Consider the following 24,946-nt stretch of genomic DNA (forward strand, 5'->3'; position numbering starts at 1 on the left):
AACAAAAATACAATGGGATTTAATGAATTTATCGGCAAATTGTTTGGAAACAAGGCCACCCGCGACATGAAAGAAATAAAACCGTGGGTAGACAAAATCAAGGCTGTATATCCGGAAATTGCCAAACTGAGCAATGATGAACTTCGTGCCAAAACAGAGGAATTGAAAAAGTATATCCACGACTCGGCTACGGAAGAACAAAAAAAGATAGAAGAGCTGAAGGCTACTATCGAGACTACTGAGTTAGAAGATCGTGAAGGCATCTTTACGCAGATTGACAAGTTGGAAAAAGAAGTGCTTGAAAAGTATGAAAAAGCACTGGATGATGTACTTCCTCAAGCTTTTGCCATCGTAAAAGATACAGCCCGCCGATTCTCTGAAAATCCTGAAATCGAAGTGACTGCCACTGACTTTGACCGTAACTTGGCTGCACAGGGAAAAGACTTTGTCCGCATCGAAGGCGATAAAGCGATTTGGCAAAACCACTGGATTGCCGGCGGTAACGATATGGCATGGGGAATGGTGCACTATGATGTACAGTTGTTTGGTGGTGTCGTTTTGCACAAAGGTAAGATTGCAGAAATGGCAACCGGTGAAGGTAAGACGTTGGTAGCTACTTTGCCGGTATTCCTGAATGCTTTGACCGGTAACGGTGTGCACGTGGTGACCGTCAATGATTATTTGTCAAAACGTGACTCGGAATGGATGGGGCCGCTTTATCAGTTCCATGGATTGAGTGTCGATTGTATCGACAAGCATCAGCCTAACTCTGACGCACGCCGCAAGGCATACATGGCCGACATCACTTTCGGTACAAATAATGAATTTGGTTTTGACTACCTGCGTGACAATATGGCTGTCAGTCCGAAGGATTTGGTGCAGCGTAAACATAATTATGCCATTGTCGATGAGGTCGACTCCGTATTGATTGACGATGCGCGTACTCCGTTGATTATTTCAGGACCTGTTCCAAAAGGCGAGGATCAACTGTTTGAACAGCTCCGTCCGTTGGTTGAGCGTCTGTTTGAAGCTCAGAAGAAACTGGCTACCCAATACCTTGCCGATGCAAAACGTTTGATTGCATCCGATGACAAGAAAGATCAGGAAGAAGGATTCCTTGCCTTGTTCCGCAGTCACAAGGCGTTGCCTAAGAACAAGCCGTTGATTAAGTTCTTGAGTGAATCGGGCATTAAGGCCGGTATGCTGAAGACCGAAGAAATCTATATGGAGCAGAACAACAAGCGTATGCCTGAAGCTACTGATCCTTTGTTCTTCGTGATTGACGAAAAGCAGAACAGTGTGGATTTGACAGATAAAGGTATCGACTTGATTACCGGAAATGCTGAAGATCCTACTTTATTCGTATTGCCTGATATCACTTCTCAGTTGTCGGCTTTGGAAAACGAGACCGAACTGTCGGAAGAAGAGAAATTGGCCAAGAAGGATGAGTTGATGACGAATTATGCCATCAAGTCAGAACGTGTACACACTATCAACCAGCTTTTGAAAGCATACGCTATGTTCGAAAAGGACGATGAGTATGTGGTGATTGACGGACAGGTGAAGATTGTAGACGAACAGACCGGCCGTATCATGGAAGGTCGTCGTTACTCAGATGGTTTGCACCAGGCTATCGAGGCTAAGGAAAGAGTAAAAGTAGAAGCGGCAACCCAGACTTTTGCCACTATTACTTTGCAGAACTATTTCCGTATGTATCACAAGCTCTCGGGTATGACCGGTACTGCCGAAACGGAAGCTGGCGAATTTTGGGATATCTATAAATTGGATGTTGTTGTCATCCCGACCAACCGTCCGATTGCACGTAAAGATATGAATGACCGCGTTTACAAGACTAAACGTGAAAAATATAAAGCTGTTATCGAAGAGATTGAAGAAATGGTAAAAGCAGGACGCCCTGTTCTGGTAGGTACTACTTCTGTAGAAATCTCTGAAATGTTGAGCAAGATGCTGTCAATGCGCAAGATTGAGCACAATGTGCTGAATGCAAAACTGCATCAGAAAGAAGCTGACATCGTTGCCCAGGCCGGTCAGAAGAGTATCGTGACCATTGCAACCAATATGGCAGGTCGTGGTACCGATATCAAGCTTAGTCCAGAAGTGAAAGCAGCGGGCGGTTTGGCAATTATCGGTACGGAACGTCACGAAAGCCGTCGTGTAGACCGCCAGTTGCGTGGTCGTGCAGGTCGTCAGGGTGACCCGGGTTCTTCTGTATTCTTCGTTTCATTGGAAGACGACCTGATGCGTTTGTTCTCGTCAGACCGTATTGCCAGTGTCATGGACAGACTCGGATTTAAGGAAGGCGAAATGATTGAACACAAGATGATTTCCAATTCTATCGAGCGTGCCCAGAAGAAAGTGGAAGAAAACAACTTCGGTATCCGTAAGCGCTTGCTTGAATATGATGACGTGATGAACAAACAGCGTGTCGCTGTCTATACGAAGCGTCGCCATGCTTTGATGGGTGAACGTATCGGCATGGATATCGTGAATATGATTTGGGACCGTTGCGTGTATGCAGTGGAATTGGGCGATTATGATAATGTGAAGATGGAAATGTTGCAGACTTTGGCGATGGAACCTCCTTTCACAGAAGAAGAATTCAATGCGAAGAAGCAGGAAGACTTGGCAGAACTGACTTTCGAGGCAGCAATGAACAACTTCAAACGCAAGACAGAACGCATGGCCCAGATTGCCAACCCTGTTATCAAGCAAGTGTTCGAGTTGCAGGGACACATGTATGAAAACATTATGATTCCTATTACAGACGGCAAGCGTTTGTATAATATCTCTGTCAACCTGAAAGCTGCGTATGAAACAGAAGGTAAGGAAATCGTGAAGTCATTCGAGAAAGCCATTTTGCTGCATACCATCGATGATGCCTGGAAGGAAAACTTGCGCGAACTGGACGAGTTGAAACATTCCGTGCAAAATGCAAGCTATGAGCAGAAAGACCCATTGTTGATATTTAAGCTGGAATCAGTGAACCTGTTTGATAACATGGTCAATAAGATTAATAACAATACCATCTCCGTATTGACTCGCGGACAGATTCCTGTACAGGAACCGGAGCAAGTGCGCGAAGCAGCTCCCGAACCGGCAGCTCCCCGTCAGCAATATAGAGAAGAAAAGCGGGATTTAGGTGACCCCGATCAGCAAGCAGCAGCCGGCCACGACACTCGTGAAGTGAAACGCGAACCGGTGCGTGCAGAAAAGACAGTAGGCCGTAATGACCTGTGTCCGTGCGGAAGTGGTAAGAAATATAAGAACTGCCACGGAAAAAATGCCTGATAAATAGACCCTTTCATAGAAACGTCTGAGCAGAATTTTCTGCTTAGACGTTTTTTTATTCCTTTTAACTAATAAGTTCCTGTAAATAGCTTACTTTTGTCCTTATAAGTAATATTGGTCAAATATGAATAAAACGATTTCATTAATAGCGATAGTCACCAGCTTGGCTTTGGCTTCATGCGGAAGTTTGCAAACGATTTCTTTTGAACAGTTGCAGGCTGCCGATATCAGTTTTCCTGATGTAGTGCGAAACGTGGCTGTGGTAAACAACATGCCTGTCTACAAAGCGGGAGACAGCCATGATGTGATTAGTGTGGAACTGAAAGGAGACGGTAAAATCGCTGCCGAAGCTTTGGCGGAGGAAATAGCGAATGCTAATTACTTTGAGCAAGTAATCATTTGTGATTCCGCTTTGCGCGGACAGGATACCGAGCTACGTGAAGATGTGATGCTGACTCAGGATGAAGTACAGAAATTGGCTGCCGATTTGGGTGCCGATTTAATATTCTCCTTCGACCGATTGGATATCCAGACCAAGCGGGGAGTTTTATTTATAGATACATTTGATGGAGGTTTCCAGGTAGATGCAGTGGACGGTATGGTTGCCCCCGTTATCAGAATATATATCCCTTCGCGGGAGCGTCCCATGCTCAGTTTCAGTAAACAGGATACCATATCATGGGAAATTGAACCTACCTTATCAGACAAAAAAATCGTAAAGGAAGCTTCGGAATATGCTGCTACCATGCCTGTCGACTACCTTCTTCCGCATTGGAGGGAAGTATCGCGCTTTTATTTTGACGGAGGCAATGTGGGGATGCGCGATGCCGGAGTATATGTGCGCGAGAATAACTGGGACCGTGCATTTGAGCTGTGGAAGCAGATATACGATAAGAGCAAAGGTCGTCAAAAAATGCGTGCAGCATTTAATATAGGATTATATTATGAAATGAAAGACGACCCTGCAACTGCCATAGAATGGGTGGAAAAAGCAGATAAATTGGCGAAAGCCGGTACGACGGAAGCCACCGTTATTGCTCTCTATTTATTGAGACTGAAGGAGCGTGAGGCCCAATTGCCCCAGTTAAACATACAAATGAATCGTTTCAAAGATAATTTTTAAGGAATAAGTGTTGCATGAAAGATTTTTTTTGTACTTTTGAATATAAATAATTAAATAAAATTGATTTTGGTATGAAACTCAGTGCACAGTCACATGCTTCTATTGTATCATCCCTTCAGGAAGCAATCGATAAATTTATTGCTGATGGAGAGAAAACGGTAGTTACCGATATTCATTTGCAGCCTAAGCAGGATAGCGGTGAACTAGTATTATTTAATGATGATGACGAGGAATTGTCGCGTACCATAATCGAAGAGTGGGTGGATTATGATGGAGATGATTTTTACACTATTGTCGAACGGATTCTGAGAGGAGAGCTCAATTGCCTGCAGGAATCCCGAAAGTTGGATAATCTTTGTATCATGAAGCCGTATTCTTTTGTGTTGGTGGATGAAGACAAGGAAACGGTAGCCGAACTTCTGCTGGTAGACGATGAAGATACATTGTTATTGAACGATGAATTGCTGAAAGGATTAGACGAAGAACTGGATGCCTTTTTGAAAGATTTGCTTGAGAAGTAACCGCTTCGGAGTGATGGGCATTCCTACCCCAAACAATGGGCATTGTTTGGGAAAACTGTTACCATTGTTTGGAAAAAGTGTCTCCATTGTTTGCTGAAGTCCTCATGAGACTTTTTTAAAAGCCCACGGCCTTTTTTCCTGAGTCGGCCATTGGAATTGTTTTCAGGAGGAATGTCGTTTGAAATACTGCTTTCTCATCCATCTGTCGAATAACAGGCATAAAGAAATGACTATAATAAACATGAAGTAGAAAGAAGGAATTTCTATCTTATGAGCCTCCGGAAGTTGTATCGGTTGCAGGAAATCCTTCAGACTACTGCCGAAATAATAGATTAATCCGGCAATGCCGCTTGCCAGCAGGAGCAGGGAAGCGATAATAGTAGCCCATAATGTTCTTTGTTCCATTCTTTTTTCGCGAAGCAAAGCAGCTTCTTCCACTTTCTGCATGGTGCGGAAAGTAAAGTTGGAGGACAGGCGGAATTGAGGCTGTTCCTTTATTGCTCTTTTCAGTCCTTTATCTTTCAGTTCTTCGTTCATTGTTCTTCTTTGGTTATAAGTACATATAGTTTTTTACGTATACGGTGTAACTTCACTTTCGTGTTGCTTTCCGTCATTCCCAGTATGAGGGCAATCTCGCTGACAGGCTTGTCTTCCATATAAAATAAAGTAATGACGGCCCGTTCGTCTGCATCAAGCTTTTCCATGGCTTTGTTCAGCCTGGCTATCTGCTCCTCGCTCTCATCGTTCAGCGTATCATCTACTTGTTCGTCCGAAATGTTGGCAAGCAGCGTATCATCCATGTCAAATAAATCGTATTTTTTCTTTCGTACGGCCGAAATTGCGGTATTGTAAGCGATACGGTATATCCATGTCGAAAAGTTGCTTTCCGCTTTGAATGAAGAGAGGTGTTGAAAAGCTTTAAGGAAAGTATCCTGTGTAAGTTCTTCTGCATCCTCCTGGCTGGCAACGATACGGACAATTAAGGTAAATACCTGCTGGCCGTATTTTTCCAAAAAATATTCATAGCGGGAAGTTTTTCCGTCCAATACATCTTGAATGATATGTGCTTCGTCGTATTCCATTTCACCTCTTTAGACGCATGCATATAGATAAGGTTACACATTTTGAATAAAAAATATTTTTTTGCGTAAAGTTGTAACCTGACCGGAAATGCTGCGTCTAAAGGGTACAAAGGAACAAAAATAATAACTTAAAAAGAAACGATTATGATGGATTTTATTATGGTGCCTGCTATTCTGGCCATTATCACTTTGGGAATTTACAAGCTGTTCGAACTGTTTGTCTGCAAAAAGGAACGGTTGACTATTATCGAAAAGATGGGAGAGAAGTTTACTCCCGATATGCTGGAGCATAAGATTAATTTCTCTTCGATTAGCAACTTCTCTTTTTCGGCTTTGAAGTTGGGGTGTTTGTTTACAGGAATGGGATTGGGACTGTTACTCGGTTATGTGATTTGTGCCAGCACCATACCGGGTTACATTACCGGTGATAAACTTACTTACTATCAGAGGAGTATTCCTGAACTTATTTATGGAGCCAGTGTCCTGCTGTTGGGCGGTGTAGGTCTGTTGGTGGCGTTTATTGTCGAACTGAATATGAATAAGAAGTAAGAACAGCTCACGATATACACACAACACACACATGAAAAAGGGATGCCGATTATCTTTTCGGCATCCCTTTTTTGACAGTTATTCTTTACTATTCATTTCTAATCGGCATTCGAGTTACATTGGGTTAGTATCCGAAAATCTCTTCCTGAGTAAGTTCCTCGATTGGAGCTATCGTTTTCAGTGCTTCCATGTCCAGCTCTTTCTTGTCACCCAGTATGCAATAAGTATAGGTGCGGTCTTTCATCCATTTCTTTTGGAAATCGATAACGTCTTGCAGGGTCATCTTTTGTACGTCATTGTACTGTTTGATGCGTCTGTCGACGTTCACACCCATATCTTGAGCATAAATGTATGACCAAAGGATGTTATCCTTAATAATGCGGTCGGTGCGCAGACGGGAAATGATACCTTCTTTTGCCAGTTTGAAAGCAGCTTCCGATTCCGGCATATTATTGATGATGTCATTGAAAGTCTTGATAGCATCCATCATCTTGTCATTCTGAGTCGCTATTTGGGTTTGCACGGTGTATGGATAAACGGCCTTGCCGCTTGTCACGATTCCTGCCCATGCAGAATAAGCCAAACCGCGTGATTCGCGCATTTCTTGGAAGACAATGGAGTTCATGCCGCCACCGAAGTATTCATTGTACAAACTGCGGATGGGTTCAACTTCCGGGTCAAACTTTTCTTCGCGATTAGAATACTGTACCATGTAAATCTGTTTTGCTTCGTATGGAGCAATCAAGACCTTATTGGCAGGAGTGGGCTGCATCACAAATTTCTTGCCGGCCGGAATATCTTTCAACTGTGCGGGAACTTTATGATATTTATTCAATACGCCGGTCAACTCTTGTTCCGAGCTGGGACCGTAATACATGATGCGGTGTTTGAACGAAGTTAGTTTATGGATGCGGTCAGTCAGTTCCGACGGATCCATATTCTGCAATTCTTCTGTAGACAATAAATTACGTGTTGCCGATTCTTTTCCAAAAACAGCATAATTCAGCAGGCGTATAAAGTTCTGCATTTGGTTTAATTTGGCATCCGTGCGTGATTTCAGAATGTTCTTCACCATGTTGTCGTAGGCCGTCTTGTCGGGTTGTGCGTCAGCCAATATCTTCTCGAATAATTCGATAGCCTGAGGCAGATTTTCGTTCAATCCTGACAGTGTAATATACGTGCGGTCGTCACCCGGAGATACGTTGAATGAACAAGCCAAGCCATAGAACTTGCTGTTTATTTGCTCCAGCGTCATGTCCGAAGTGCCGAGGAATCTCAGATATTGTGCGGCTGTTCCCAGTTTCTTGTCATTGTTATTACCCATTTCGAAGATATAGCGCATGTAGAACAAGTCATTGGTAGTGTTCTGTTTGTACAGGACAGGAACCTCTTTGTTCCATGCAAACTGATTCATATCTTTGTTGTAATCGATAAATACCGGTTCGATGGGTTGCACCTTGCTGCCTTGTATTTCTTTTAGGAATTCGCTGGCAGTGTCACGGTTCATAACAATAGGAGTGATTTCCGGTTTAGAGATTTTCTTTTCGTTCGGGTCTTTTCCGGTTTTCTTATAGACAACGGCGTAATTGCTGTCTGTGAAGTATTTGTTGGCAAAGGCAACAATGTCTGCTTTAGTCAGTTTCGACATACGTTCGAGTGCAGTCACTTCGTCTGCCCAGTCGGTTCCGTTTACAAAGGACTCAACAAACATATCGGCACGAATACTGTTGTATTCCAATTGCTGTATCTGGTATTTCTTGAAGTTGTTGATGTTGGCTTGCAGCATATTCTCATCAAAGTCACCTGATTTCAGCTTGGCTATTTCACCCAGGAACAAATCCTTCACTTCGTCCAGTGTTTGTCCTTCTTTGGTGCGTCCTTGCATGATGAAAGCGCAGTAGTCCGACAAATTATACACATAAGCATAGGCTCCCAATACTTTTTGTTGTTGGTTGAGGTCAATATCTATCAGACCGGCCTTGCCGTTATTCATAATCTGGCTGACAATTTGCAGCGTTTCATATTCTTTGCTTGCCGAGCCGGGGAATCTCCATGCCAATGTCACAGACTCGGCATCAGGGCCGAGGACTTCGCGTACAATGGGTGTGGTAATCGGTGCTTCGGGCTCGACAGCCAGTTTGGGAAGATTGGGATTGGGCTTCATGTCACCGAAATACTTGTCGATAGTGACAATCATTTCATCAGGATTGAAATCGCCCGACAGACAGATGGCCATATTGTTGGGCACATACCAGGTTTTATAGTAATTCTTGATATTGGTGATAGAAGGGTTCTTTAAGTCATCCTGTGTACCTAGCACGGTCTGTGTGCCATATGGATGGTGGGGGAAGAGTGCTGCAAACATGGTTTCGTTCACCTTGCGGGGGTCTTGTGTGAGAGACATGTTCTTTTCTTCGTAAACAGTTTCAAGCTCGGTGTGAAAACCGCGTATAATGCTGTTCTTGAAACGGTCAGCCTGTATCTTAGCCCAGTTTTTTACCTGATTGGAAGGAATGTCTTCGGTGTAGCAGGTTACGTCGAAGCTGGTATAAGCATTGGTTCCGTTGGCTCCGATGGCTGCCATCAGTTTGTCATATTCATTGGGAATGGCATATTTTGAAGCTTCGTATGACAAGCTGTCTATAACGTGATAGATGGCTTTCCGCTGAGCTTCATCCGTTGTTTTGCGATACACTTCAAATTGTTGTTCAATTTGGTCGAGCAACGGACGTTCTGCTTCATAGTTTTGTGTACCGAAGTGTGTGGTGCCTTTAAACATCAGGTGTTCAAAGTAGTGTGCCAAACCGGTTGTTTCGGCCGGGTCGTTCTTTCCACCCACACGCACGGCAATGTAGGTTTGGATACGCGGGGTTTCTTTGTTGACGGTCATGTAGACTTTCAACCCATTGTCCAATGTGTAGATACGTGCTTTTAGCGGGTCATTGGGAACCGTCGTGTAGCGATAGTCCTTGGGAGCGGCGCTACTGATACTTGCCGAAGATAAAAGAAACAACGACAAGCATACGAGTTTTGTCAGTTTGTTCATAGATGTTTTTCATTAAAAAGATTAATAACAAAGGTAGAAATAAGTTTGAGACATTTTCCTTTTGAAATGCTTTATTAACAGATAAATAAAAAAAGAGGTGCAACTCTTAGAAAAGTGCACCTCCTTTGGGGATAAATAGTTTATCTGCCGTTTATTTTTTCAAAGCGGCTATGCTTTCTTTCAGTGAAGCAATCTTGCTTTCGGCATCGGCTTGTTTTTTGCGTTCCATGTCGATGACATTTGCCGGAGCCTTGCTGACGAATTTCTCGTTGCTCAGCTTCTTCAGTACGCTTTGCAGGAAACCTTCCTGATAGTTAAGGTCGGCTTCCAGTTTGGCCAATTCTTCTTCTACATTAATCATGCCTCCCAGCGGAATGAAGTATTCTGTGGTTCCCACCATGAATGAGGCAGCGCCTTCGGGCTTTTCATTGACAATGCCGACGGTGGTGAGGTTACCCATTTTCTTCACGACTTCGGCATACGACATGAGGAACGTATTTTCACCCATAACCTGCATTTCCAATGCTTCTTTTTGTGCAATGTTCTTTTGCAGGCGGATGTTACGGATGCCCGAGATTACTTCCTTTAACTGGTCGAATGTGTTGCACAACTGAATGCTCTGTTCCTGATTTCTGTCTGCGTAAGATTCCATTTGCGCAGTCATAATGCTTTCACCTTCCTTGCGGTCGTAAATATGTTGCCACAACTCTTCGGTGATGAACGGCATGAACGGATGAAGTTGTCTTAACAATACATCAAAGAAGTGCAGTGTCGTTTCATAAGTCTTTTTGTCAATCGGCTGTCCGTAAGCCGGTTTAATCATTTCGAGATACCAGCTTGAGAATTCGTCCCAGAACAGTTTGTATACCGCCATCAGTGCTTCGCTCAGACGGTATTTGCTGAACAAATCGTCTATTTCGGCAGAGACTTTGACGAGCAGGCTGTCAAACCATTCGGTTGCCAGTTGTGCATACTCGGGCTGTTCGATGTCGGCTACTTCCCATCCTTTCACCAAACGGAAAGCATTCCAAATCTTGTTGTTGAAGTTACGTCCCTGTTCGCAAAGCGTATCATCAAATAAGATATCATTTCCGGCAGGAGCAGACAACATCATACCCATACGCACACCGTCGGCGCCATATCTTTCAATCAAGTCCAATGGGTCGGGTGAGTTACCCAATGATTTGGACATCTTGCGTCCCAGCTTGTCACGAACGATACCTGTGAAGTAAACGTTCTTGAACGGCATATCACCTTTGTATTCGTAGCCTGCCATAATCATTCGGGCTACCCAGAAGAAGATGATATCCGGGCCGGTCACCAAATCGCTGGTGGGGTAGTAGTAGTTGATTTCTTCGTTGTTCGGATTATTGATGCCGTTAAACAGCGAGATAGGCCATAACCATGAAGAGAACCAAGTGTCCAGACAGTCTTCATCCTGACGTAGGTCTTCCGCTTTCAGGGTGGTGTCGCCGGTTTTTTCCTGAGCCAGTTTCACAGCTTCTTCGAGAGTCTCGGCCACTACATAACCGCCTTGAGGCAGGAAGTATGCCGGAATACGGTGTCCCCACCACAACTGGCGGCTGATACACCAGTCCTTGATGTTTTCCAACCAGTTCTTGTATGTGTTTTTATATTTGGCAGGATAGAACTTCAGTTCGTCGTTCATTACCGGCGGCAAAGCCATATCAGCAAAATGCTGCATCTTGAGGAACCATTGCATAGACAACTTCGGCTCGATGGCCACGTTGGTGCGTTCAGAGAAACCTACCTTATTGGTATAAGCTTCTACCTTTTCCATCAATCCGGCTTCCTGCAAGTCCTTTTCGATTTGAGCGCGGACATCAAAACGGTCCATGCCTACATACAGTCCGGCTGCTTCGCTCAGCGTTCCGTTATCATTGAAGATATCGATACTGGGCAGGTTGTACTTTTCTCCCAGCATATAGTCGTTTACATCGTGTGCCGGGGTAACTTTCAAGCATCCTGTACCAAACTCAATGTCTACATAATCGTCTTCGATGACGGGAATGACACGTCCTACCAACGGAACAATCACTTTCTTTCCGCTTAACCAACGGTTCTTCACGTCTTTGGGGTTGATACACATGGCGGTATCGCCCATAATGGTTTCAGGACGTGTGGTAGCTACTACGGCATACCGTCTGCCTTGTTCGTCACGGTGCACAATTTCACCTTCGGCTCCGGTTTCGCCCGACATGTCGTCATCGGCTACATAATATCTCAGGTAATACAGTTTGCTGTGCTCTTCCTTATATATCACTTCTTCGTCACTGAGGGCGGTCAGTGCCTTCGGGTCCCAGTTTACCATACGCACGCCACGGTAAATCAGTCCTTTCTTGTAAAGGTCGACAAACACTTTGATAACACTTTCGCTGCGTTCTTCATCCATGGTGAATGCAGTGCGGTCCCAGTCGCAAGATGCACCCAGCTTGCGGAGCTGTTTCAGGATGATGCCTCCGTGCTCGTCGGTCCAGTCCCAAGCGTGTTTCAGAAACTCGTCACGGGTCAAATCCGTTTTCTTGATACCTTGTTGGGCCAGTTTGTTCACCACTTTGGCTTCGGTGGCGATAGAGGCATGGTCAGTGCCCGGCACCCAGCAAGCATTCTTGCCTTCCATGCGTGCACGGCGTACTAATATATCCTGAATGGTATTGTTTAGCATGTGTCCCATGTGGAGCACTCCAGTTACGTTAGGGGGCGGAATGACGACTGTGTAAGGTTCACGTCCGTCGGGTTTTGAACTAAAGAGTTTGTTGTCCAGCCAATACTGGTACCATTTTCCCTCCACGTCAGCGGGATTGTACTTACTTGCTAATTCCATTTTTATATTCTGTTTATTTAATTGATTATCGCATAATTGGTTGCAAAATTAATAAAAGTCGTTGGAATATTATGTACTTTTGCACCACAAAATGATTTTTAGACAAATAGATTATGCATACAAGAAAAGAACAGATGGAGGCGTTCGGACGCTTTCTGGATATTTTGGATGAATTGAGAGAAAAATGTCCGTGGGACCGGAAGCAGACGAATGAGAGTCTTCGTCCCAATACAATCGAAGAAACTTACGAGCTTTGTGATGCCTTGATGAAGGATGATAAAAAGGATATTTGCAAAGAACTGGGCGATGTGTTGCTGCATGTGGCTTTCTATGCCAAGATAGGCAGCGAGACCGGTGATTTCGATATAAAAGATGTGTGCGACCGTCTTTGTGAAAAACTTATTTTCCGTCATCCGCACGTCTTTGGCGAGGTGAAGGCGGATACAGCCGAAAAGGTGACGGAGAATTGGGAGCAGTTGAAAATGAAGGAGAAGGATGGAAATAAGATGGTGTTGAGTGGTGTTCCTTCCGCGCTGCCTTCATTGATTAAGGCTTACCGCATTCAGGATAAAGCCCGTAATGTGGGATTCGACTGGGAAGAGCGTTCGCAAGTCTGGAGTAAGGTGAAAGAGGAGATAGGCGAATTTGAAGCGGAAGTGGAGAATATGGATAAAGAAAAGGCGGAGGCGGAGTTTGGTGATGTGATGTTCAGCCTGATTAATGCTGCCCGTCTGTATAAGATTAACCCCGATAATGCGTTGGAACATACGAACCAGAAATTTATCCGTCGCTTTAATTATCTGGAAGAGCATACCATCAAACAAGGCAAAGACCTGAGGGATATGTCATTGGAGGAAATGGATGCCGTTTGGAATGAGGCGAAAAGTAAGGGATTATAACTTGTCTTTTCTCTTCGAAAATCATCGTTGGAGGTATGGATTTACACGTACGTACGTGTGAGGCGATACGTATATACGTGTGGGGCGATACGTACGTATGTGTAGCCTCACACGGACGTACGTATAATGCCACGCGTATATACGCGTGAATTTTGATGAGTATTCATTGTTTCAAAGGATGTCGGTTGGCGCAATCTGCACACAATCCTTTCAATACATAATTGACCGAGTTGACCGTGAATCCCTGAGGAAGTGTGACCATAGGAATATGAATGCTTTTCAGGCAAAAGGTGCGATGGCACTTCTCGCAATAAAAGTGGGTATGGAGGTCGTCTACTTCACAATTACAGTCATTGCTGCAAACAGCATATTTCAGAGAGCCCGAACCGTCATCTATGGCATGGATGAGGTGATGAGTCAGAAACAGGGTGATGGTACGATAGATGGTAGACTTGTCTACGGTATCCAAGTCGTTTTCCAAATCTAATAAAGAAAAAGCCTCTTTGTGCTGCATCATGGTTTTCAGAATAAGAAGGCGTATGGCTGTTGGCTTTATTTCTCGTTGCTCCAGTTTCTTTAAATATAGGTCTTCGTTCATGATAGTAATTTTATTAATGAAACAAAGATAGCAAAAATAAGATGCAACTAATTTGCAAATTATGTATTATCTTTACCTCATTATTTAATTAAGCGATATGAAAAAACTATTTTGTACTCTATTAGTTAGTCTTTTGTGCCTGTCAGGAAGTGTGGTGCAGGCAGCCAAAGTGGATACGCTGTCTGTGCACAGCAATGCAATGAATAGGAATATAACTGTATTGACGGTACGTCCCGATAAGGCAGTGGGCGGAGAAAAGTGTCCGGTAATTTACTTGTTGCACGGGCACGGTGGAAATGCTTTCACATGGATGACGATAAAACCTGATTTACCTCAAATAGCCGACCGTGAAGGTATCATTTTTGTATGCCCCGATGGTAAAAACAGTTGGTATTGGGATAGTCCGCGTAATAAGGACTATCGGTATGAGAGTTTTGTTGCCAAAGAATTGGTGGAATATATAGATAAGAACTTTGCCACAAAAACAGATAGAAGCGGACGCGTCATCACAGGATTGAGTATGGGTGGTCATGGAGGAATGTGGCTCTCTATCCGGCATCAAGATATTTTTGGCGGAGGGGGCAGCATGAGCGGCGGATTGGATATTCGTCCGTTTCCCGATAGTTGGAACATGAAGGCCCAGCTTGGTGAGTATGCTTCGAATAAAGAGGTATGGGATAGTCACACCGTTATCAACCAGCTGGATAAACTGCAAAATGGTGCTTTGGCAATTATGATTGACTGTGGCGCGGATGATTTCTTTCTAGAGGTGAATAAGGCCGTTCATGAAGCATTGTTAAAACGGGGAATCGGACATGATTTCACCATACGCCCCGGAGCGCACAATCCCCAATATTGGAGTAATGCAATAGATTATCAGATTTTGTTCTTCAAGAAATTTTTTAATAAATCAAAATAAGCGATGGATAAGATTGTTTTTATCACAGGAGCCTCCAGCGGCATCGGTGCCGGATGTGCCCGTAAATTTGCATCTCAAGGTGCAAGATTGATTTTGAATGCTCGTAATGAAGAGAAGTTGTCAACACTGAAAGAGGAGTTGGAGAAGCAGTATGGGACTAAGGTTTGTCTGCTTCCTTTTGATGTGCGTGACCGTAAGGCGGCGGCTGAGGCGTTGGCTTCGCTGCCCGAAGAGTGGAAAGCGATTGATGTGCTGATTAATAATGCCGGATTGGTAATCGGAGTGGATAAAGAGCATGAGGGTAATTTGGATGAATGGGATATCGTGATTGACACGAATATCAAGTCATTGTTGGCTATGACCCGACTGGTAGTTCCCGGCATGGTGGCACGCGGTAGGGGACATATCATCAATATAGGTTCGATAGCGGGAGATGCTGCTTATGCGGGAGGAAGCGTTTACTGTGCAACAAAGGCGGCTGTGAAGGCATTGTCCGATGGCTTGCGCATTGATTTGGTAGATACTCCGTTGCGGGTGACTAATATTAAACCGGGATTGGTTGAAACTAATTTCTCGGTAGTCCGTTTCCGTGGTGATAAGGATAAGGCAGATAATGTATATAAAGGAATCCGTCCATTGACCGGTGATGATATTGCAGAAACTGTCTATTTTGCAGCTTCCGTTCCCGAGTATATGCAGATTGCCGAAATGTTGGTGATGCCTACTTTTCAGGCTACCGGAACTATTGTTTCCCGGCATTAATCCATAACCGGTAGAAGTGAAGATACCTGAAGTATTTCAATAAGAAAGGCGGCTCCTGCAAAAAGAAGCCGCCTTTTTTCCATTCTCATTTACCTTTTTACCTTAAAAAACAAATTATAATTCGATAATAAGGGATTGGCGTGCACCTACGGTCATGTGTCGTGTGAGGTCAATCTTTTTGCCGCTGACAAGTTCTTTTCCGCTTTTTGAGTCGTTAGTCATCATACGATAGTGTTCGTTGGCTACCACTTGTTCGGCGTTTGTACTGTTTAGGACAATGAGTTCAGTTTTCCCAGAATTAGTACGTGCGTACATGTATATTCCGTGTTGAGGAATGTGGTACTTAACTGTTTTCTTTTCCATCTTCGTTTAATTTAGTTTGGTTTTACAGCGGCAAATTTATATGTTTTCCAGCATAATTCTAATCTTGTTTCAGCCAAAAAACAAAAAAAGATGTTCATTTCTTAATCTATATCAAGGAAAAAAGGGTTGTGTCAAAACGTGGATAATGCTGTCGTTTCGTTCGTAGGGGCGAGGTTCGCTCGCCCGAAAACAGTTTACTTTGTGTCTTCGGGCAGGCAAACCCTGCCCCTACAGCTGACGATGGGATAGGTCGGTTTAGTTTTGACACACTCCCTTACTATTATAATTCAATGAATTACATCAAGAAGCCCAGCAAAATACCGGCTGCAACAGCAGAACCGATTACACCGGCTACGTTCGGACCCATAGCGTGCATCAACAAATAGTTGGTCGGGTCATATTCCAAACCTACTACCTGAGAGATACGTGCAGAGTCGGGCACAGCAGATACTCCGGCATTACCGATAAGCGGATTAATCTTATTATCCTTGCCCAATACCAAGTTGAACAACTTCACGAAGATTACACCCGATGCAGTTGCAATGATGAATGAGAAGGCTCCCAAACCGAAAATCCATAAAGAGTCGGTGGTCAGGAACTCTGAAGCCTGAGTGGAAGCTCCGACTGTCAGTCCTAATAAGATGGTGATTGTATCAATCAGCGGGCCGCGGGCTGTTTCTGCCAAACGACGTGTTACACCACTTTCCTTCAACAGGTTACCAAAGAATAGCATACCCAGCAAAGGTAAACCTGACGGAACGAGGAAACAAGTAAGTAACAAACCGATGATAGGGAACATTACTTTTTCTGTATGAGAAACGACACGCGGCGGTTTCATACGGATTAAACGTTCGTGCTTGGTGGTGAGCAGGCGCATGATAGGAGGCTGGATGACCGGTACCAATGCCATATAAGAGTAGGCTGATACCGCAATTGCCCCCATTAGATTAGGTGCCAGCTTGGATGACAAGAAGATGGCGGTAGGGCCGTCAGCACCACCAATGATACCGATAGCACCTGCTTGCATCGGGTCGAAACCGATAGCCAAAGCAGTCATGTATGCACCAAAGATACCAAATTGGGCTGCTGCACCAATCAGCATTAGCTTAGGATTGGAAATCAATGCTGAGAAGTCAGTCATTGCACCGATGCCCAAGAAGATGAGTGGCGGATACCATCCGGAGGTAACTCCTTGATACAGAATGTTAAGTACAGACCCCTCTTCATAGATGCCGACCTTAAGCCCGGCTTCCATGTTGAAAGGAATATTACCGATTAAGATACCGAAACCGATAGGAATCAGCAACATCGGTTCAAATTCTTTGGCTACAGCCAAATATATGAAGAATAAACCTACAAGAATCATAACAAGATGCCCTACCGTAGCATTGGCAAAACCTGTATATGTCCAAAAGTCAGCTAGGTTATTCCCGATAAAATCAATAAATTCTCCCATATTATTCAATAATTACAAGGTCAGTACCTTCAAGAACGGACTCTCCTTTACTTACATTGATGCTGGTAACCTTACCGTCTTTGTCTGCATTGATATTGTTCTCCATCTTCATCGCTTCAAGAATGATGATGGTCTGTCCTTTTTTCACGGTATCGCCGACATTTACTTTGATATCAAGAATAACACCCGGAAGCGGAGATTTAACACCGGATTTGCCGGAAGAAGGAGCAGCCGGTTTGACAACTGTTGTGGTAGGAGCAGCCGGCGCTGTAGATACAGGACGAACCACTGGTTTGACAACGGCTTTAGGAGCCTTTTCCATTTCAACTTTATAAGGAGTGCCATTTACTTCAACATGGGCGATATTGTCTTCTATATCTCCAATGGCTACCTTATATACATTACCATTGATTTTATATTTATATTCTTTCATCGTTTAATCTTTTTATTTGGTGACTTACTTTTTGTGGGGAGTTTCGCGCAAGGTGTAAATCTTAGAACTCCATGGTGAATAGCTGCGTTTGACGCGGGTAATGGTAAGAACTGTTTCTTCCACATCGTGTACGTCGCTTTGCATTTCGTGCATTGCCATAGCAATGGCGGCAAAAACTTCGCCCGGAGCTTCACCCAGTTTCTTCTCTTTCGCTTCCTGTTTGTCTGTGATTCCTTTCACTTTCATGGCATTGCGCTTGCTGAGGTTGACAGAAGCTTTTCCAACTAATTTGAAAGAAATGAAGAGCAACAGCAACCCGAAGAATACAACACTCATAGCAGACATAGCCATACCGATGCCGATGCCGTCATGTTCTTCGAATTTTTCCATCTTGGCATGACTGTTGATGGTTTTGTTATTTGTACTTGGAGTGACATATTTGTCGGCACTTCCACCTTTCACTTCCCACTCTTCGGCAGCGTCACTGACACGTGCGTATGATTGGTTTGCACTCAATACACCGGCAGGTACTACAATCTGATCAAGCAACTTCTTGCCGGAATCATAAAGACCAATCCAGTTTTCAGTGGCGGCATTCAGTTTGAAATTTGTATGGAAAGTTCCACGGTTAGGTTCGCCGTCAGCCCAGAACAAAGCATGTTGGCGAGGCTTAACCAATGTCATTACATCACCTTTAGGGATAAAATAAGTGGCAGTATCACCAGGCTGGTTACTGACTTTCAGCAAGCAACCGGCAAGGTCTGCGCTACCAAATGACCTGTTGAATATTTCAATCCATGCGCTATGTACCCCATAGTCGTCCTGAAAGTTGCTTTCATTTTCAATCAGCACCTCATTCAGCAACAGCTTACTGTTTGATTTTCGTTCTCCACAAGAACTTAATCCCACCATCAGCAGCAGAGAAAGGAATATTCCGATTTTAGTTTTATTCATAATCGTTCTCGTTTTAATGTAAAAAGCCTGATTACAATGGAATATTTCCATGCTTCTTAGCCGGGTTAGTTAATTTCTTAGTCTGCAACTGCTGTAAAGCACGGATGATGCGGAAACGTGTGTTACGCGGTTCAATTACGTCATCAATGTAACCATATTTAGCTGCATTATAAGGATTAGCAAACAGTTTGGTATATTCAGCTTCTTTTTCTGCCAGGAATTGAGCGGGATTTTCCTGGTCTTTTGCTTCGCGGGCAAACAATACTTCTACTGCGCCTGCACCACCCATTACTGCAATTTCGGCTGTAGGCCATGCATAGTTCATATCACCGCGAAGTTGCTTACAACTCATTACAATGTGAGAACCACCGTATGATTTACGCAGCGTAATAGTTACCTTGGGCACAGTAGCTTCGCCGTATGCATACAGCAACTTGGCACCATGCAAGATTACTCCATTGTATTCTTGTCCTGTACCCGGAAGGAAGCCCGGAACGTCTACCAATGATACAATAGGAATATTGAAAGCATCGCAGAAACGAACGAAACGTGCACCCTTGCGAGAAGCGTTGCTGTCAAGCACGCCTGCCAGATATTTCGGCTGATTGGCAACAATACCTACAGACTGACCGTTGAAACGGGCAAAGCCGATAATAATATTTTTGGCATAGTGAGGCTGTACTTCAAGAAACTCGCCATTGTCAACGATAGCACTGATTACTTCGTACATGTCGTAAGGTTTGTTGGGACTGTCGGGGATAATCTCGTTCAAGGAATCTTCCAACCGGTCTATAGGGTCTGTGCAATCGGCATAAGGGGCTTCTTCAAGGTTGTTCTGCGGAATGTAACTCAATAATTTGCGAATCAGAGCCAATCCTTCTTCCTCTGTCTGGGCAGTAAAATGAGTAACTCCGGATTTAGTGGAGTGCACACTTGCACCACCTAAGTTTTCCTGACTTACATCTTCACCTGTCACTGTCTTGACAACTTTCGGTCCGGTCAGGAACATATAAGAAGTGCCTTCCATCATCAGTGTAAAGTCTGTTAGAGCGGGAGAATAAACGGCACCACCGGCACACGGACCGAAGATACCCGAGATTTGGGGAATAACACCTGATGCCATAATATTACGCTGGAATATTTCAGCATAACCGGCAAGTGCATTGATACCCTCCTGAATACGTGCACCACCCGAGTCATTGATACCGATGACCGGAGCGCCCATTTTCATGGCTTGGTCCATAATCTTACATATTTTCATAGACATTGTTTCTGACAAAGAACCGGCAGAAACAGTAAAATCCTGAGCAAATATGTAAACTAAGCGTCCTTCGATGGTACCGCAACCGGTCACTACACCATCGCCCGGATAATGCTTCTTTTCCATACCGAAGTTGGTACATCTATGTTCAACGAACATATCCATTTCCTCGAAGCTTCCTTCGTCCAACAACATTGCAATACGTTCGCGGGCTGTATATTTTCCTTTTTCGTGCTGTTTGGCAATCGCTTTTTCACCACCGCCGAGACGTGCTGTTGCGCGGCGTTCAATAAGCTCTTTAATTTTTTCAAGTTGATTACTCATCTTTGTTCTGCTAATTAAGTTATTATTTGAGGAGAGTATTGTTATTCCTAATCTGCGGGTTATCACACCGATTAGGGTTTCTCACAAAGTTCTGTTAACACACCAAGCGTTGACTTTGGATGTAAAAAGGCAATGTTCAAGCCTTCTGCACCTTTGCGCGGAGCCTTGTCAATCAAACGTATACCTGTAGTTTCTGCTTCAGCCAACGCATTGGCAACGCCATCTTCTACAGCAAAAGCCAAATGATGCATACCACCGTTACCGTTGTTTTTTTCAATGAACTTTGCAATAGTACTTTCGGGGCTGGTTGGTTCCAGCAACTCTATTTTTACGTCACCTACTTTCAGGAAAGCAGTTCTTACCTTTTGGTCTTCTACAGTTTCGATGTTGTAGCATTTCAGACCTAATACGTTTTCATAATACGGTAGGGCCTCTTCGATGCTCTTTACAGCGATACCCAAATGTTCGATGTGTGAGATTTTCATGATCTTATAATTTAAATGTTTGGTATAATTCTAATGCTTATCGGATAAAACTGCACAAAGAAAGTAAATTCGGGCTAAATAAAGAAATATTTCTTCAATTTTATTTCTTTTGGAAGGGATGCTTCATAGCAGGTTAAGCAAAAAGTAAGTCTTAATCGTTTTGCAGTTAAATATACATGCGGCATAAAAGGTTGTTCAACCAATTCCAACGGAACCGGAACCAGCGGCGGGTGCTACTTTGTTTACCGCCGAAACGGAGAATGAATTCACGATAACCGTGCTTCTTGAATGGAAGTCCGGCATCCATAAACTCAAAATGTTCACACCCCTCTTCTTGAGCATAGGTGAGGGCGGCCCAGACAGCTAATACACCGGGATATAAAAAGGCGTATGTCTTGCGCATACCTCCTGAAAACCAAAGATATGCATTGCCGTTGGAAAACACACAAACCGATCCTCCGATAATTTTATCTTTGTATTTCACTAAAAAGATTTTTGCCATTTCCTTGTCAGGACGTTGCCATGCCAAAAGACGGAAAAAGTTAAGATCGGGAAAGTGCTTTCTTACTTGAGAAGAGTAGGCTTTCTTCAGCATTTTGGAAAAGGCGGTGATATCCTTGTCATTGTCTGCCACTTCCATATAGGCTCCGTTTTTTAAAGCCTTGTTGATTTGTCTTTTACGGGAGACACTCAGTCGCTCCAATGGAGCCCGGCTATGTAGTGAATTGTATACTCTTAGCCAGTTGATGGGGAAATATTTGTTTTCCCTGAATGCCTTATAGCCAAATAGTGGGTTGTCTAAATTGCGAAACTCTATCAAAAATGATTTTTGCAGGACTTCATGGGTAAGGTGCTCTAATATATAGCTGAAAAGCTCTTCCCGATTCTGAGTTTCATCAAAATATTCTCCATTGCCATATATTTCACAACGCTTGATAATGGAAGGTGGAAAGAGACGTACACTCTTTCGGATGACGGCAAGCAGTTTGGCTACCGGGCGTTCTTCCAAATAGGCCACTATGAGTATAGGTTCATACCCACGGGTTAATTCGTACACACGAAATAGCTCCGTAGAATTGAAAATTGTATATCCCGGCAATGCCGGAATGGAATTTCCTTTGCGATATGTGGTTAGTCTTATCGGCATCTTCTTCGCAAATTTATTATTTTTTGTTTAGCAATCCATATTCTAATTGTATATTTGTGCAGAAAAATAAATAACTGAAAAGATTATGGAACAATTTAGTGACTTGATAAAGAACAGACGTAGTATGCGGAAGTTCACAGGAGAGGAAGTGAATCAGGAGGAAGTTGTAACTTTATTAAAAGCAGCATTGATGTCTCCATCGTCCAAGCGCAGTAATTGTTGGCAGTTCATTGCAGTGGACGATAAAGAAACATTGGAGAAACTCTCTCACAGCAAGGAGATGGGAGCTGCTTTCTTGACAGATGCTGCATTGGCTATTGTAGTGGTGGCTGACCCTTTGGCTAGTGATGTCTGGATTGAAGATGCTGCGATAGCTTCTATTATGATTCAGTTACAAGCGGAAGATTTGGGATTGGGAAGTTGCTGGATACAGGTCCGTGAGCGTTTCACTGCTACCGGTATGCCTTCCGGAGAATATGTGCATGAGGTGCTGGATATTCCTTTGCAGTTGCAGGTGGTCTCTATCATTGCTGTCGGACATAAAGGCATGGAGCGAAAACCTTTTAATGAAGAGCATTTGCAGTGGGAAAAAGTTCATATCAACAAATACGGAGGTAAATAGAAGTGGCTGTAAATCACAAGGATACTTATAAGGCTTCTGCGATATTCCTGATAGTAATGGGAATACTCTATCTGATTGATAAATTAATAGGCTTTGCTGCGCACGGACTGCCTTGGGTGATGCAGAAGGATAATTTATTGCTGTATGCGGCGGTTATCTTTTTATGGTTTAAAGCTGATAAGTCGGTCGGTATTGTTTTGGCTGGAATATGGTTAATATTGAATATTGGCCTTGTGATAGCCTTGCTGGGGCAAATGTCTGCTTATCTATTGCCGGCAGCTCTGTTGATTATAGGAGTGATTTTATATTTGGTTTCTACCCGATGATGAAAAAGATAGTATTGATAGGTGCCGGAAACGTGGCTACTCATTTGGGAAGTGCGTTGTGTGGGGCAGGATATGATGTGGTGCAAATATACAGTCGGACAAAAGAGTCGGCAATGGAACTGGCTGGTAAACTTTCGACCGAATACACTGTTTCTATTGATGACATTCGATGTGATGCCGATATGTATATTGTGGCGTTGAAGGATTCCGCTTTGCAAGAGTTATTGCCTTTGTTGGTGAAAGGCAGGGAACAGGCTTTCTTTGTACATACGGCGGGCAGTATGCCTATGGATATTTGGAAAGGATATTTGTCCCATTATGGAGTTTTTTATCCTATGCAAACTTTTAGTAAACAGCGTGCTGTAGATTTTGCCACAGTTCCTTTCTTTGTAGAGGCCGGTGGAGAGGCGGAATTGAATATGCTGAAGGAGCTGGCAGGAAAACTGAGTCCAATGGTATACGAAGCAACCTCTGAACAGCGGAAGTATCTGCATATAGCGGCTGTCTTTGCTTGCAATTTTGCGAATCACATGTATGCACTGAGTGCCCGGATTCTGGAAAAACATCATATTCCTTTTGAAGTGATGTTGAGTCTGATAGATGAAACGGCTAAGAAGGTGCACGAATTGCCTCCGGCAAAAGCTCAGACAGGGCCGGCCATTCGTTATGATGAGAATGTGATTAACCGTCATTTGGATTTATTGGCTGATGTTCCGGATATGCAGGAATTATATGAAAAAATAAGTAAAAGCATTTATGAACAGAAATAGATATGATAAATTATGATTTAACTAAGATAAAGGCATTGGTGTTTGATGTGGATGGTGTGTTGAGTGGTGAGACCATCTATCTTCATCCGAACGGTGAGCCGATGCGTTCTGTGAATATTAAAGATGGCTATGCCCTGCAACTGGCTGTCAAATGTGGTTTGCATGTAGCCATTATTACAGGTGGAAATACTGAAGCGGTGCGTAAACGTTATGAAGGTCTCGGTGTGAAAGATGTATATCTGGGTGCGGCCGTGAAGACAAAAGAATATGCACATCTGAAAGAAAAATACAATTTGAAGGATGAAGAAATACTTTATATGGGCGATGATATCCCCGATTATGAAGTGATGCGTTTGTGTGGCTTGCCTTGTTGTCCGGCAGATGCGGCTCCCGAAATTAAAGAAATAGCTGCTTATATTTCTCATCGTAACGGTGGCTTTGGTTGTGGGCGTGATGTGGTGGAGCAAGTGCTGAGAGCGCAAGGAAAATGGATGTCTCACGAAAAAGCCTTTGGATGGTAAGTATGCTATGTTGAAAAATCTGGAGAAATATAAAGTAATACTGGCTTCTAACTCACCCAGACGTAAGGAGCTTCTATCCGGTTTGGGAATTTGTTATGAAGTAAAAACGTTACCCGGCATAGAGGAATCATATCCCGATACTCTTTCAGAAGAGGAGATTCCCGTTTTCATAGCTCGTGAAAAGGCAGATGCTTACCGGCAAACGATGCATTCGGACGAGCTGATTATTACAGCAGATACGATTGTGTGGCTGGATGGCCTGGTTATGGGAAAGCCTGCAGATGAAGAGGATGCCAAGCGTATGCTTCGTTGTCTTTCAGGCAAAACTCATCAAGTGATAACCGGAGTGTGTCTTACCACAACCGAATTTCAAAAAAGCTTTGCCACTGTTACCGATGTGACTTTTGCCGAATTGACAGAAGAGGAAATAGATTATTACGTACAGAAGTATAAGCCGATGGATAAAGCCGGTTCTTATGGTATTCAGGAATGGATTGGTTTTGTGGGAGTGGAAGGCATTACAGGTAGTTATTTTAACGTAATGGGCTTGCCTATACAGCGGTTGTATAAGGAACTAAAGAAACTATAGACTTGTAAATTGAACCCAACACGTGCCATTTTTGTTATCATA

General features: G+C 43.6%; 24 protein-coding genes. 12 read left to right on the forward strand and 12 right to left on the reverse strand.

Annotated features, from left to right (window positions below; all coding sequences use genetic code 11):
• The first annotated feature begins 12 nt into the window (after window positions 1–12).
• The 3 genes from secA (at window position 13) to QYT14_RS00230 (ending at window position 4,953) form a co-directional block, all read left to right on the forward strand.
• The gene (gene secA / locus QYT14_RS00220; RefSeq protein WP_237038193.1) at window positions 13–3,309 is read left to right on the forward strand and encodes a preprotein translocase subunit SecA; all 3,297 of its coding nucleotides are present in this window, start codon (window positions 13–15) and stop codon (window positions 3,307–3,309) included.
• A 124-nt stretch (window positions 3,310–3,433) separates the two neighbouring features.
• Window positions 3,434–4,432, forward strand: a complete 999-nt coding sequence (locus tag QYT14_RS00225) for a DUF6340 family protein (protein WP_288324022.1) — start codon at window positions 3,434–3,436, stop codon at window positions 4,430–4,432.
• 71 nt (window positions 4,433–4,503) lie between these two features.
• Window positions 4,504–4,953, forward strand: coding sequence for a hypothetical protein (locus tag QYT14_RS00230; RefSeq protein ID WP_288324023.1), 450 nt, complete (start codon window positions 4,504–4,506; stop codon window positions 4,951–4,953).
• A 162-nt stretch (window positions 4,954–5,115) separates the two neighbouring features.
• Here QYT14_RS00230 and QYT14_RS00235 read toward each other — a convergent pair whose 3' ends face one another.
• Both QYT14_RS00235 and QYT14_RS00240 read right to left on the reverse strand, forming a co-directional pair.
• Window positions 5,116–5,490: a hypothetical protein gene (locus QYT14_RS00235; RefSeq protein ID WP_288324024.1), complete on the reverse strand. Its 375-nt coding sequence runs from the start codon at window positions 5,488–5,490 to the stop codon at window positions 5,116–5,118.
• The gene (locus QYT14_RS00240; RefSeq protein ID WP_288324025.1) at window positions 5,487–6,035 is read right to left on the reverse strand and encodes a sigma-70 family RNA polymerase sigma factor; all 549 of its coding nucleotides are present in this window, start codon (window positions 6,033–6,035) and stop codon (window positions 5,487–5,489) included. Before QYT14_RS00240 ends, QYT14_RS00235 begins: the two co-directional genes overlap by 4 nt.
• 144 nt (window positions 6,036–6,179) lie before the next feature.
• On the opposite strand from QYT14_RS00240, the gene QYT14_RS00245 reads away from it, so the two are divergent.
• Window positions 6,180–6,584: a DUF6249 domain-containing protein gene (locus tag QYT14_RS00245; RefSeq protein ID WP_288324026.1), complete on the forward strand. Its 405-nt coding sequence runs from the start codon at window positions 6,180–6,182 to the stop codon at window positions 6,582–6,584.
• A 124-nt stretch (window positions 6,585–6,708) separates the two neighbouring features.
• Here QYT14_RS00245 and QYT14_RS00250 read toward each other — a convergent pair whose 3' ends face one another.
• On the reverse strand, window positions 6,709–9,630 hold the full coding sequence (locus tag QYT14_RS00250; protein WP_288324027.1) for an insulinase family protein: 2,922 nt from the start codon (window positions 9,628–9,630) through the stop codon (window positions 6,709–6,711).
• A gap of 151 nt (window positions 9,631–9,781) precedes the next feature.
• On the reverse strand, window positions 9,782–12,475 hold the full coding sequence (locus tag QYT14_RS00255) for a valine--tRNA ligase (RefSeq protein ID WP_237038186.1): 2,694 nt from the start codon (window positions 12,473–12,475) through the stop codon (window positions 9,782–9,784).
• Between the two features lie 113 nt (window positions 12,476–12,588).
• Here QYT14_RS00255 and mazG point away from each other — a divergent pair, with 113 nt between their 5' ends.
• Window positions 12,589–13,374, forward strand: a complete 786-nt coding sequence (gene mazG / locus QYT14_RS00260; RefSeq protein ID WP_237038185.1) for a nucleoside triphosphate pyrophosphohydrolase — start codon at window positions 12,589–12,591, stop codon at window positions 13,372–13,374.
• 163 nt (window positions 13,375–13,537) lie between these two features.
• Here the strand turns inward: mazG and QYT14_RS00265 are convergent, their stop codons facing one another.
• The gene (locus QYT14_RS00265; RefSeq protein ID WP_288324028.1) at window positions 13,538–13,972 is read right to left on the reverse strand and encodes a transcriptional repressor; all 435 of its coding nucleotides are present in this window, start codon (window positions 13,970–13,972) and stop codon (window positions 13,538–13,540) included.
• Window positions 13,973–14,069: 97 nt separating this feature from the next.
• Here QYT14_RS00265 and QYT14_RS00270 point away from each other — a divergent pair, with 97 nt between their 5' ends.
• Both QYT14_RS00270 and QYT14_RS00275 read left to right on the forward strand, forming a co-directional pair.
• Complete coding sequence (locus QYT14_RS00270; protein WP_288324029.1) at window positions 14,070–14,891, forward strand: alpha/beta hydrolase family protein; 822 nt, start codon at window positions 14,070–14,072, stop codon at window positions 14,889–14,891.
• A 3-nt stretch (window positions 14,892–14,894) separates the two neighbouring features.
• Window positions 14,895–15,653: an SDR family oxidoreductase gene (locus QYT14_RS00275; protein ID WP_237038182.1), complete on the forward strand. Its 759-nt coding sequence runs from the start codon at window positions 14,895–14,897 to the stop codon at window positions 15,651–15,653.
• Window positions 15,654–15,767: 114 nt separating this feature from the next.
• On the opposite strand, the gene QYT14_RS00280 is transcribed toward QYT14_RS00275, so the two are convergent.
• The 7 genes from QYT14_RS00280 to QYT14_RS00310 all read right to left on the reverse strand — a co-directional run bounded on the left by QYT14_RS00280 (window position 15,768) and on the right by QYT14_RS00310 (window position 22,076).
• Window positions 15,768–16,016 (reverse strand): cyclomaltodextrinase C-terminal domain-containing protein, encoded by a 249-nt coding sequence (locus QYT14_RS00280; RefSeq protein WP_237038181.1) that lies wholly within the window; start codon window positions 16,014–16,016, stop codon window positions 15,768–15,770.
• Window positions 16,017–16,311: 295 nt separating this feature from the next.
• Window positions 16,312–17,472 (reverse strand): sodium ion-translocating decarboxylase subunit beta, encoded by a 1,161-nt coding sequence (locus QYT14_RS00285; RefSeq protein WP_288324030.1) that lies wholly within the window; start codon window positions 17,470–17,472, stop codon window positions 16,312–16,314.
• Window position 17,473: 1 nt separating this feature from the next.
• A complete protein-coding gene (locus QYT14_RS00290) occupies window positions 17,474–17,905 on the reverse strand; it encodes a biotin/lipoyl-containing protein (protein WP_237038179.1) in 432 nt (143 codons plus the stop codon).
• A gap of 24 nt (window positions 17,906–17,929) precedes the next feature.
• Window positions 17,930–18,859 (reverse strand): OadG family transporter subunit, encoded by a 930-nt coding sequence (locus QYT14_RS00295; RefSeq protein WP_288324031.1) that lies wholly within the window; start codon window positions 18,857–18,859, stop codon window positions 17,930–17,932.
• Between the two features lie 31 nt (window positions 18,860–18,890).
• Window positions 18,891–20,444, reverse strand: a complete 1,554-nt coding sequence (locus tag QYT14_RS00300; protein ID WP_005936811.1) for an acyl-CoA carboxylase subunit beta — start codon at window positions 20,442–20,444, stop codon at window positions 18,891–18,893.
• A 71-nt stretch (window positions 20,445–20,515) separates the two neighbouring features.
• Window positions 20,516–20,929: a methylmalonyl-CoA epimerase gene (mce, locus tag QYT14_RS00305; protein WP_005936813.1), complete on the reverse strand. Its 414-nt coding sequence runs from the start codon at window positions 20,927–20,929 to the stop codon at window positions 20,516–20,518.
• A 166-nt stretch (window positions 20,930–21,095) separates the two neighbouring features.
• On the reverse strand, window positions 21,096–22,076 hold the full coding sequence (locus QYT14_RS00310; RefSeq protein WP_288324032.1) for a GNAT family N-acetyltransferase: 981 nt from the start codon (window positions 22,074–22,076) through the stop codon (window positions 21,096–21,098).
• A gap of 85 nt (window positions 22,077–22,161) precedes the next feature.
• Between QYT14_RS00310 and QYT14_RS00315 the strand changes: the two genes are divergently transcribed.
• Genes QYT14_RS00315 through QYT14_RS00335 form a run of 5 tightly spaced genes read left to right on the forward strand, consistent with a single transcriptional unit; the run spans window position 22,162 to window position 24,904 of the window.
• Complete coding sequence (locus tag QYT14_RS00315; RefSeq protein ID WP_237038176.1) at window positions 22,162–22,698, forward strand: nitroreductase family protein; 537 nt, start codon at window positions 22,162–22,164, stop codon at window positions 22,696–22,698.
• Between the two features lie 56 nt (window positions 22,699–22,754).
• On the forward strand, window positions 22,755–23,024 hold the full coding sequence (locus QYT14_RS00320) for a hypothetical protein (protein ID WP_237038426.1): 270 nt from the start codon (window positions 22,755–22,757) through the stop codon (window positions 23,022–23,024).
• Window positions 23,021–23,794 carry a Rossmann-like and DUF2520 domain-containing protein gene (locus tag QYT14_RS00325; RefSeq protein WP_288324033.1) on the forward strand — a complete coding sequence of 258 codons (774 nt, stop codon included), beginning with the start codon at window positions 23,021–23,023 and terminating at the stop codon, window positions 23,792–23,794. The genes QYT14_RS00320 and QYT14_RS00325 overlap by 4 nt, the downstream gene beginning before the upstream one ends.
• Window positions 23,795–23,796: 2 nt before the next feature.
• A complete protein-coding gene (locus tag QYT14_RS00330) occupies window positions 23,797–24,315 on the forward strand; it encodes an HAD-IIIA family hydrolase (RefSeq protein ID WP_005936823.1) in 519 nt (172 codons plus the stop codon).
• 7 nt (window positions 24,316–24,322) lie between these two features.
• Complete coding sequence (locus QYT14_RS00335) at window positions 24,323–24,904, forward strand: Maf-like protein (RefSeq protein WP_288324194.1); 582 nt, start codon at window positions 24,323–24,325, stop codon at window positions 24,902–24,904.
• Window positions 24,905–24,946: the final 42 nt, after the last annotated feature.

Origin of the sequence: uncultured Phocaeicola sp. (assembly GCF_948499155.1) — a bacterium.
GTDB classification, from domain to species: domain Bacteria; phylum Bacteroidota; class Bacteroidia; order Bacteroidales; family Bacteroidaceae; genus Phocaeicola; species Phocaeicola faecalis.

Coding starts and splice junctions, on each gene's coding strand:
- secA (WP_237038193.1), top strand. CDS start 13: ATGGGATTTAATGAATTTATCGGCAAATTGTTTGGAAACAAGGCCACC.
- QYT14_RS00225 (WP_288324022.1), top strand. CDS start 3,434: ATGAATAAAACGATTTCATTAATAGCGATAGTCACCAGCTTGGCTTTG.
- QYT14_RS00230 (WP_288324023.1), top strand. CDS start 4,504: ATGAAACTCAGTGCACAGTCACATGCTTCTATTGTATCATCCCTTCAG.
- QYT14_RS00235 (WP_288324024.1), bottom strand. CDS start 5,490: ATGAACGAAGAACTGAAAGATAAAGGACTGAAAAGAGCAATAAAGGAA.
- QYT14_RS00240 (WP_288324025.1), bottom strand. CDS start 6,035: ATGGAATACGACGAAGCACATATCATTCAAGATGTATTGGACGGAAAA.
- QYT14_RS00245 (WP_288324026.1), top strand. CDS start 6,180: ATGATGGATTTTATTATGGTGCCTGCTATTCTGGCCATTATCACTTTG.
- QYT14_RS00250 (WP_288324027.1), bottom strand. CDS start 9,630: ATGAACAAACTGACAAAACTCGTATGCTTGTCGTTGTTTCTTTTATCT.
- QYT14_RS00255 (WP_237038186.1), bottom strand. CDS start 12,475: ATGGAATTAGCAAGTAAGTACAATCCCGCTGACGTGGAGGGAAAATGG.
- mazG (WP_237038185.1), top strand. CDS start 12,589: ATGCATACAAGAAAAGAACAGATGGAGGCGTTCGGACGCTTTCTGGAT.
- QYT14_RS00265 (WP_288324028.1), bottom strand. CDS start 13,972: ATGAACGAAGACCTATATTTAAAGAAACTGGAGCAACGAGAAATAAAG.
- QYT14_RS00270 (WP_288324029.1), top strand. CDS start 14,070: ATGAAAAAACTATTTTGTACTCTATTAGTTAGTCTTTTGTGCCTGTCA.
- QYT14_RS00275 (WP_237038182.1), top strand. CDS start 14,895: ATGGATAAGATTGTTTTTATCACAGGAGCCTCCAGCGGCATCGGTGCC.
- QYT14_RS00280 (WP_237038181.1), bottom strand. CDS start 16,016: ATGGAAAAGAAAACAGTTAAGTACCACATTCCTCAACACGGAATATAC.
- QYT14_RS00285 (WP_288324030.1), bottom strand. CDS start 17,472: ATGGGAGAATTTATTGATTTTATCGGGAATAACCTAGCTGACTTTTGG.
- QYT14_RS00290 (WP_237038179.1), bottom strand. CDS start 17,905: ATGAAAGAATATAAATATAAAATCAATGGTAATGTATATAAGGTAGCC.
- QYT14_RS00295 (WP_288324031.1), bottom strand. CDS start 18,859: ATGAATAAAACTAAAATCGGAATATTCCTTTCTCTGCTGCTGATGGTG.
- QYT14_RS00300 (WP_005936811.1), bottom strand. CDS start 20,444: ATGAGTAATCAACTTGAAAAAATTAAAGAGCTTATTGAACGCCGCGCA.
- mce (WP_005936813.1), bottom strand. CDS start 20,929: ATGAAAATCTCACACATCGAACATTTGGGTATCGCTGTAAAGAGCATC.
- QYT14_RS00310 (WP_288324032.1), bottom strand. CDS start 22,076: ATGCCGATAAGACTAACCACATATCGCAAAGGAAATTCCATTCCGGCA.
- QYT14_RS00315 (WP_237038176.1), top strand. CDS start 22,162: ATGGAACAATTTAGTGACTTGATAAAGAACAGACGTAGTATGCGGAAG.
- QYT14_RS00320 (WP_237038426.1), top strand. CDS start 22,755: ATGGGAATACTCTATCTGATTGATAAATTAATAGGCTTTGCTGCGCAC.
- QYT14_RS00325 (WP_288324033.1), top strand. CDS start 23,021: ATGATGAAAAAGATAGTATTGATAGGTGCCGGAAACGTGGCTACTCAT.
- QYT14_RS00330 (WP_005936823.1), top strand. CDS start 23,797: ATGATAAATTATGATTTAACTAAGATAAAGGCATTGGTGTTTGATGTG.
- QYT14_RS00335 (WP_288324194.1), top strand. CDS start 24,323: ATGTTGAAAAATCTGGAGAAATATAAAGTAATACTGGCTTCTAACTCA.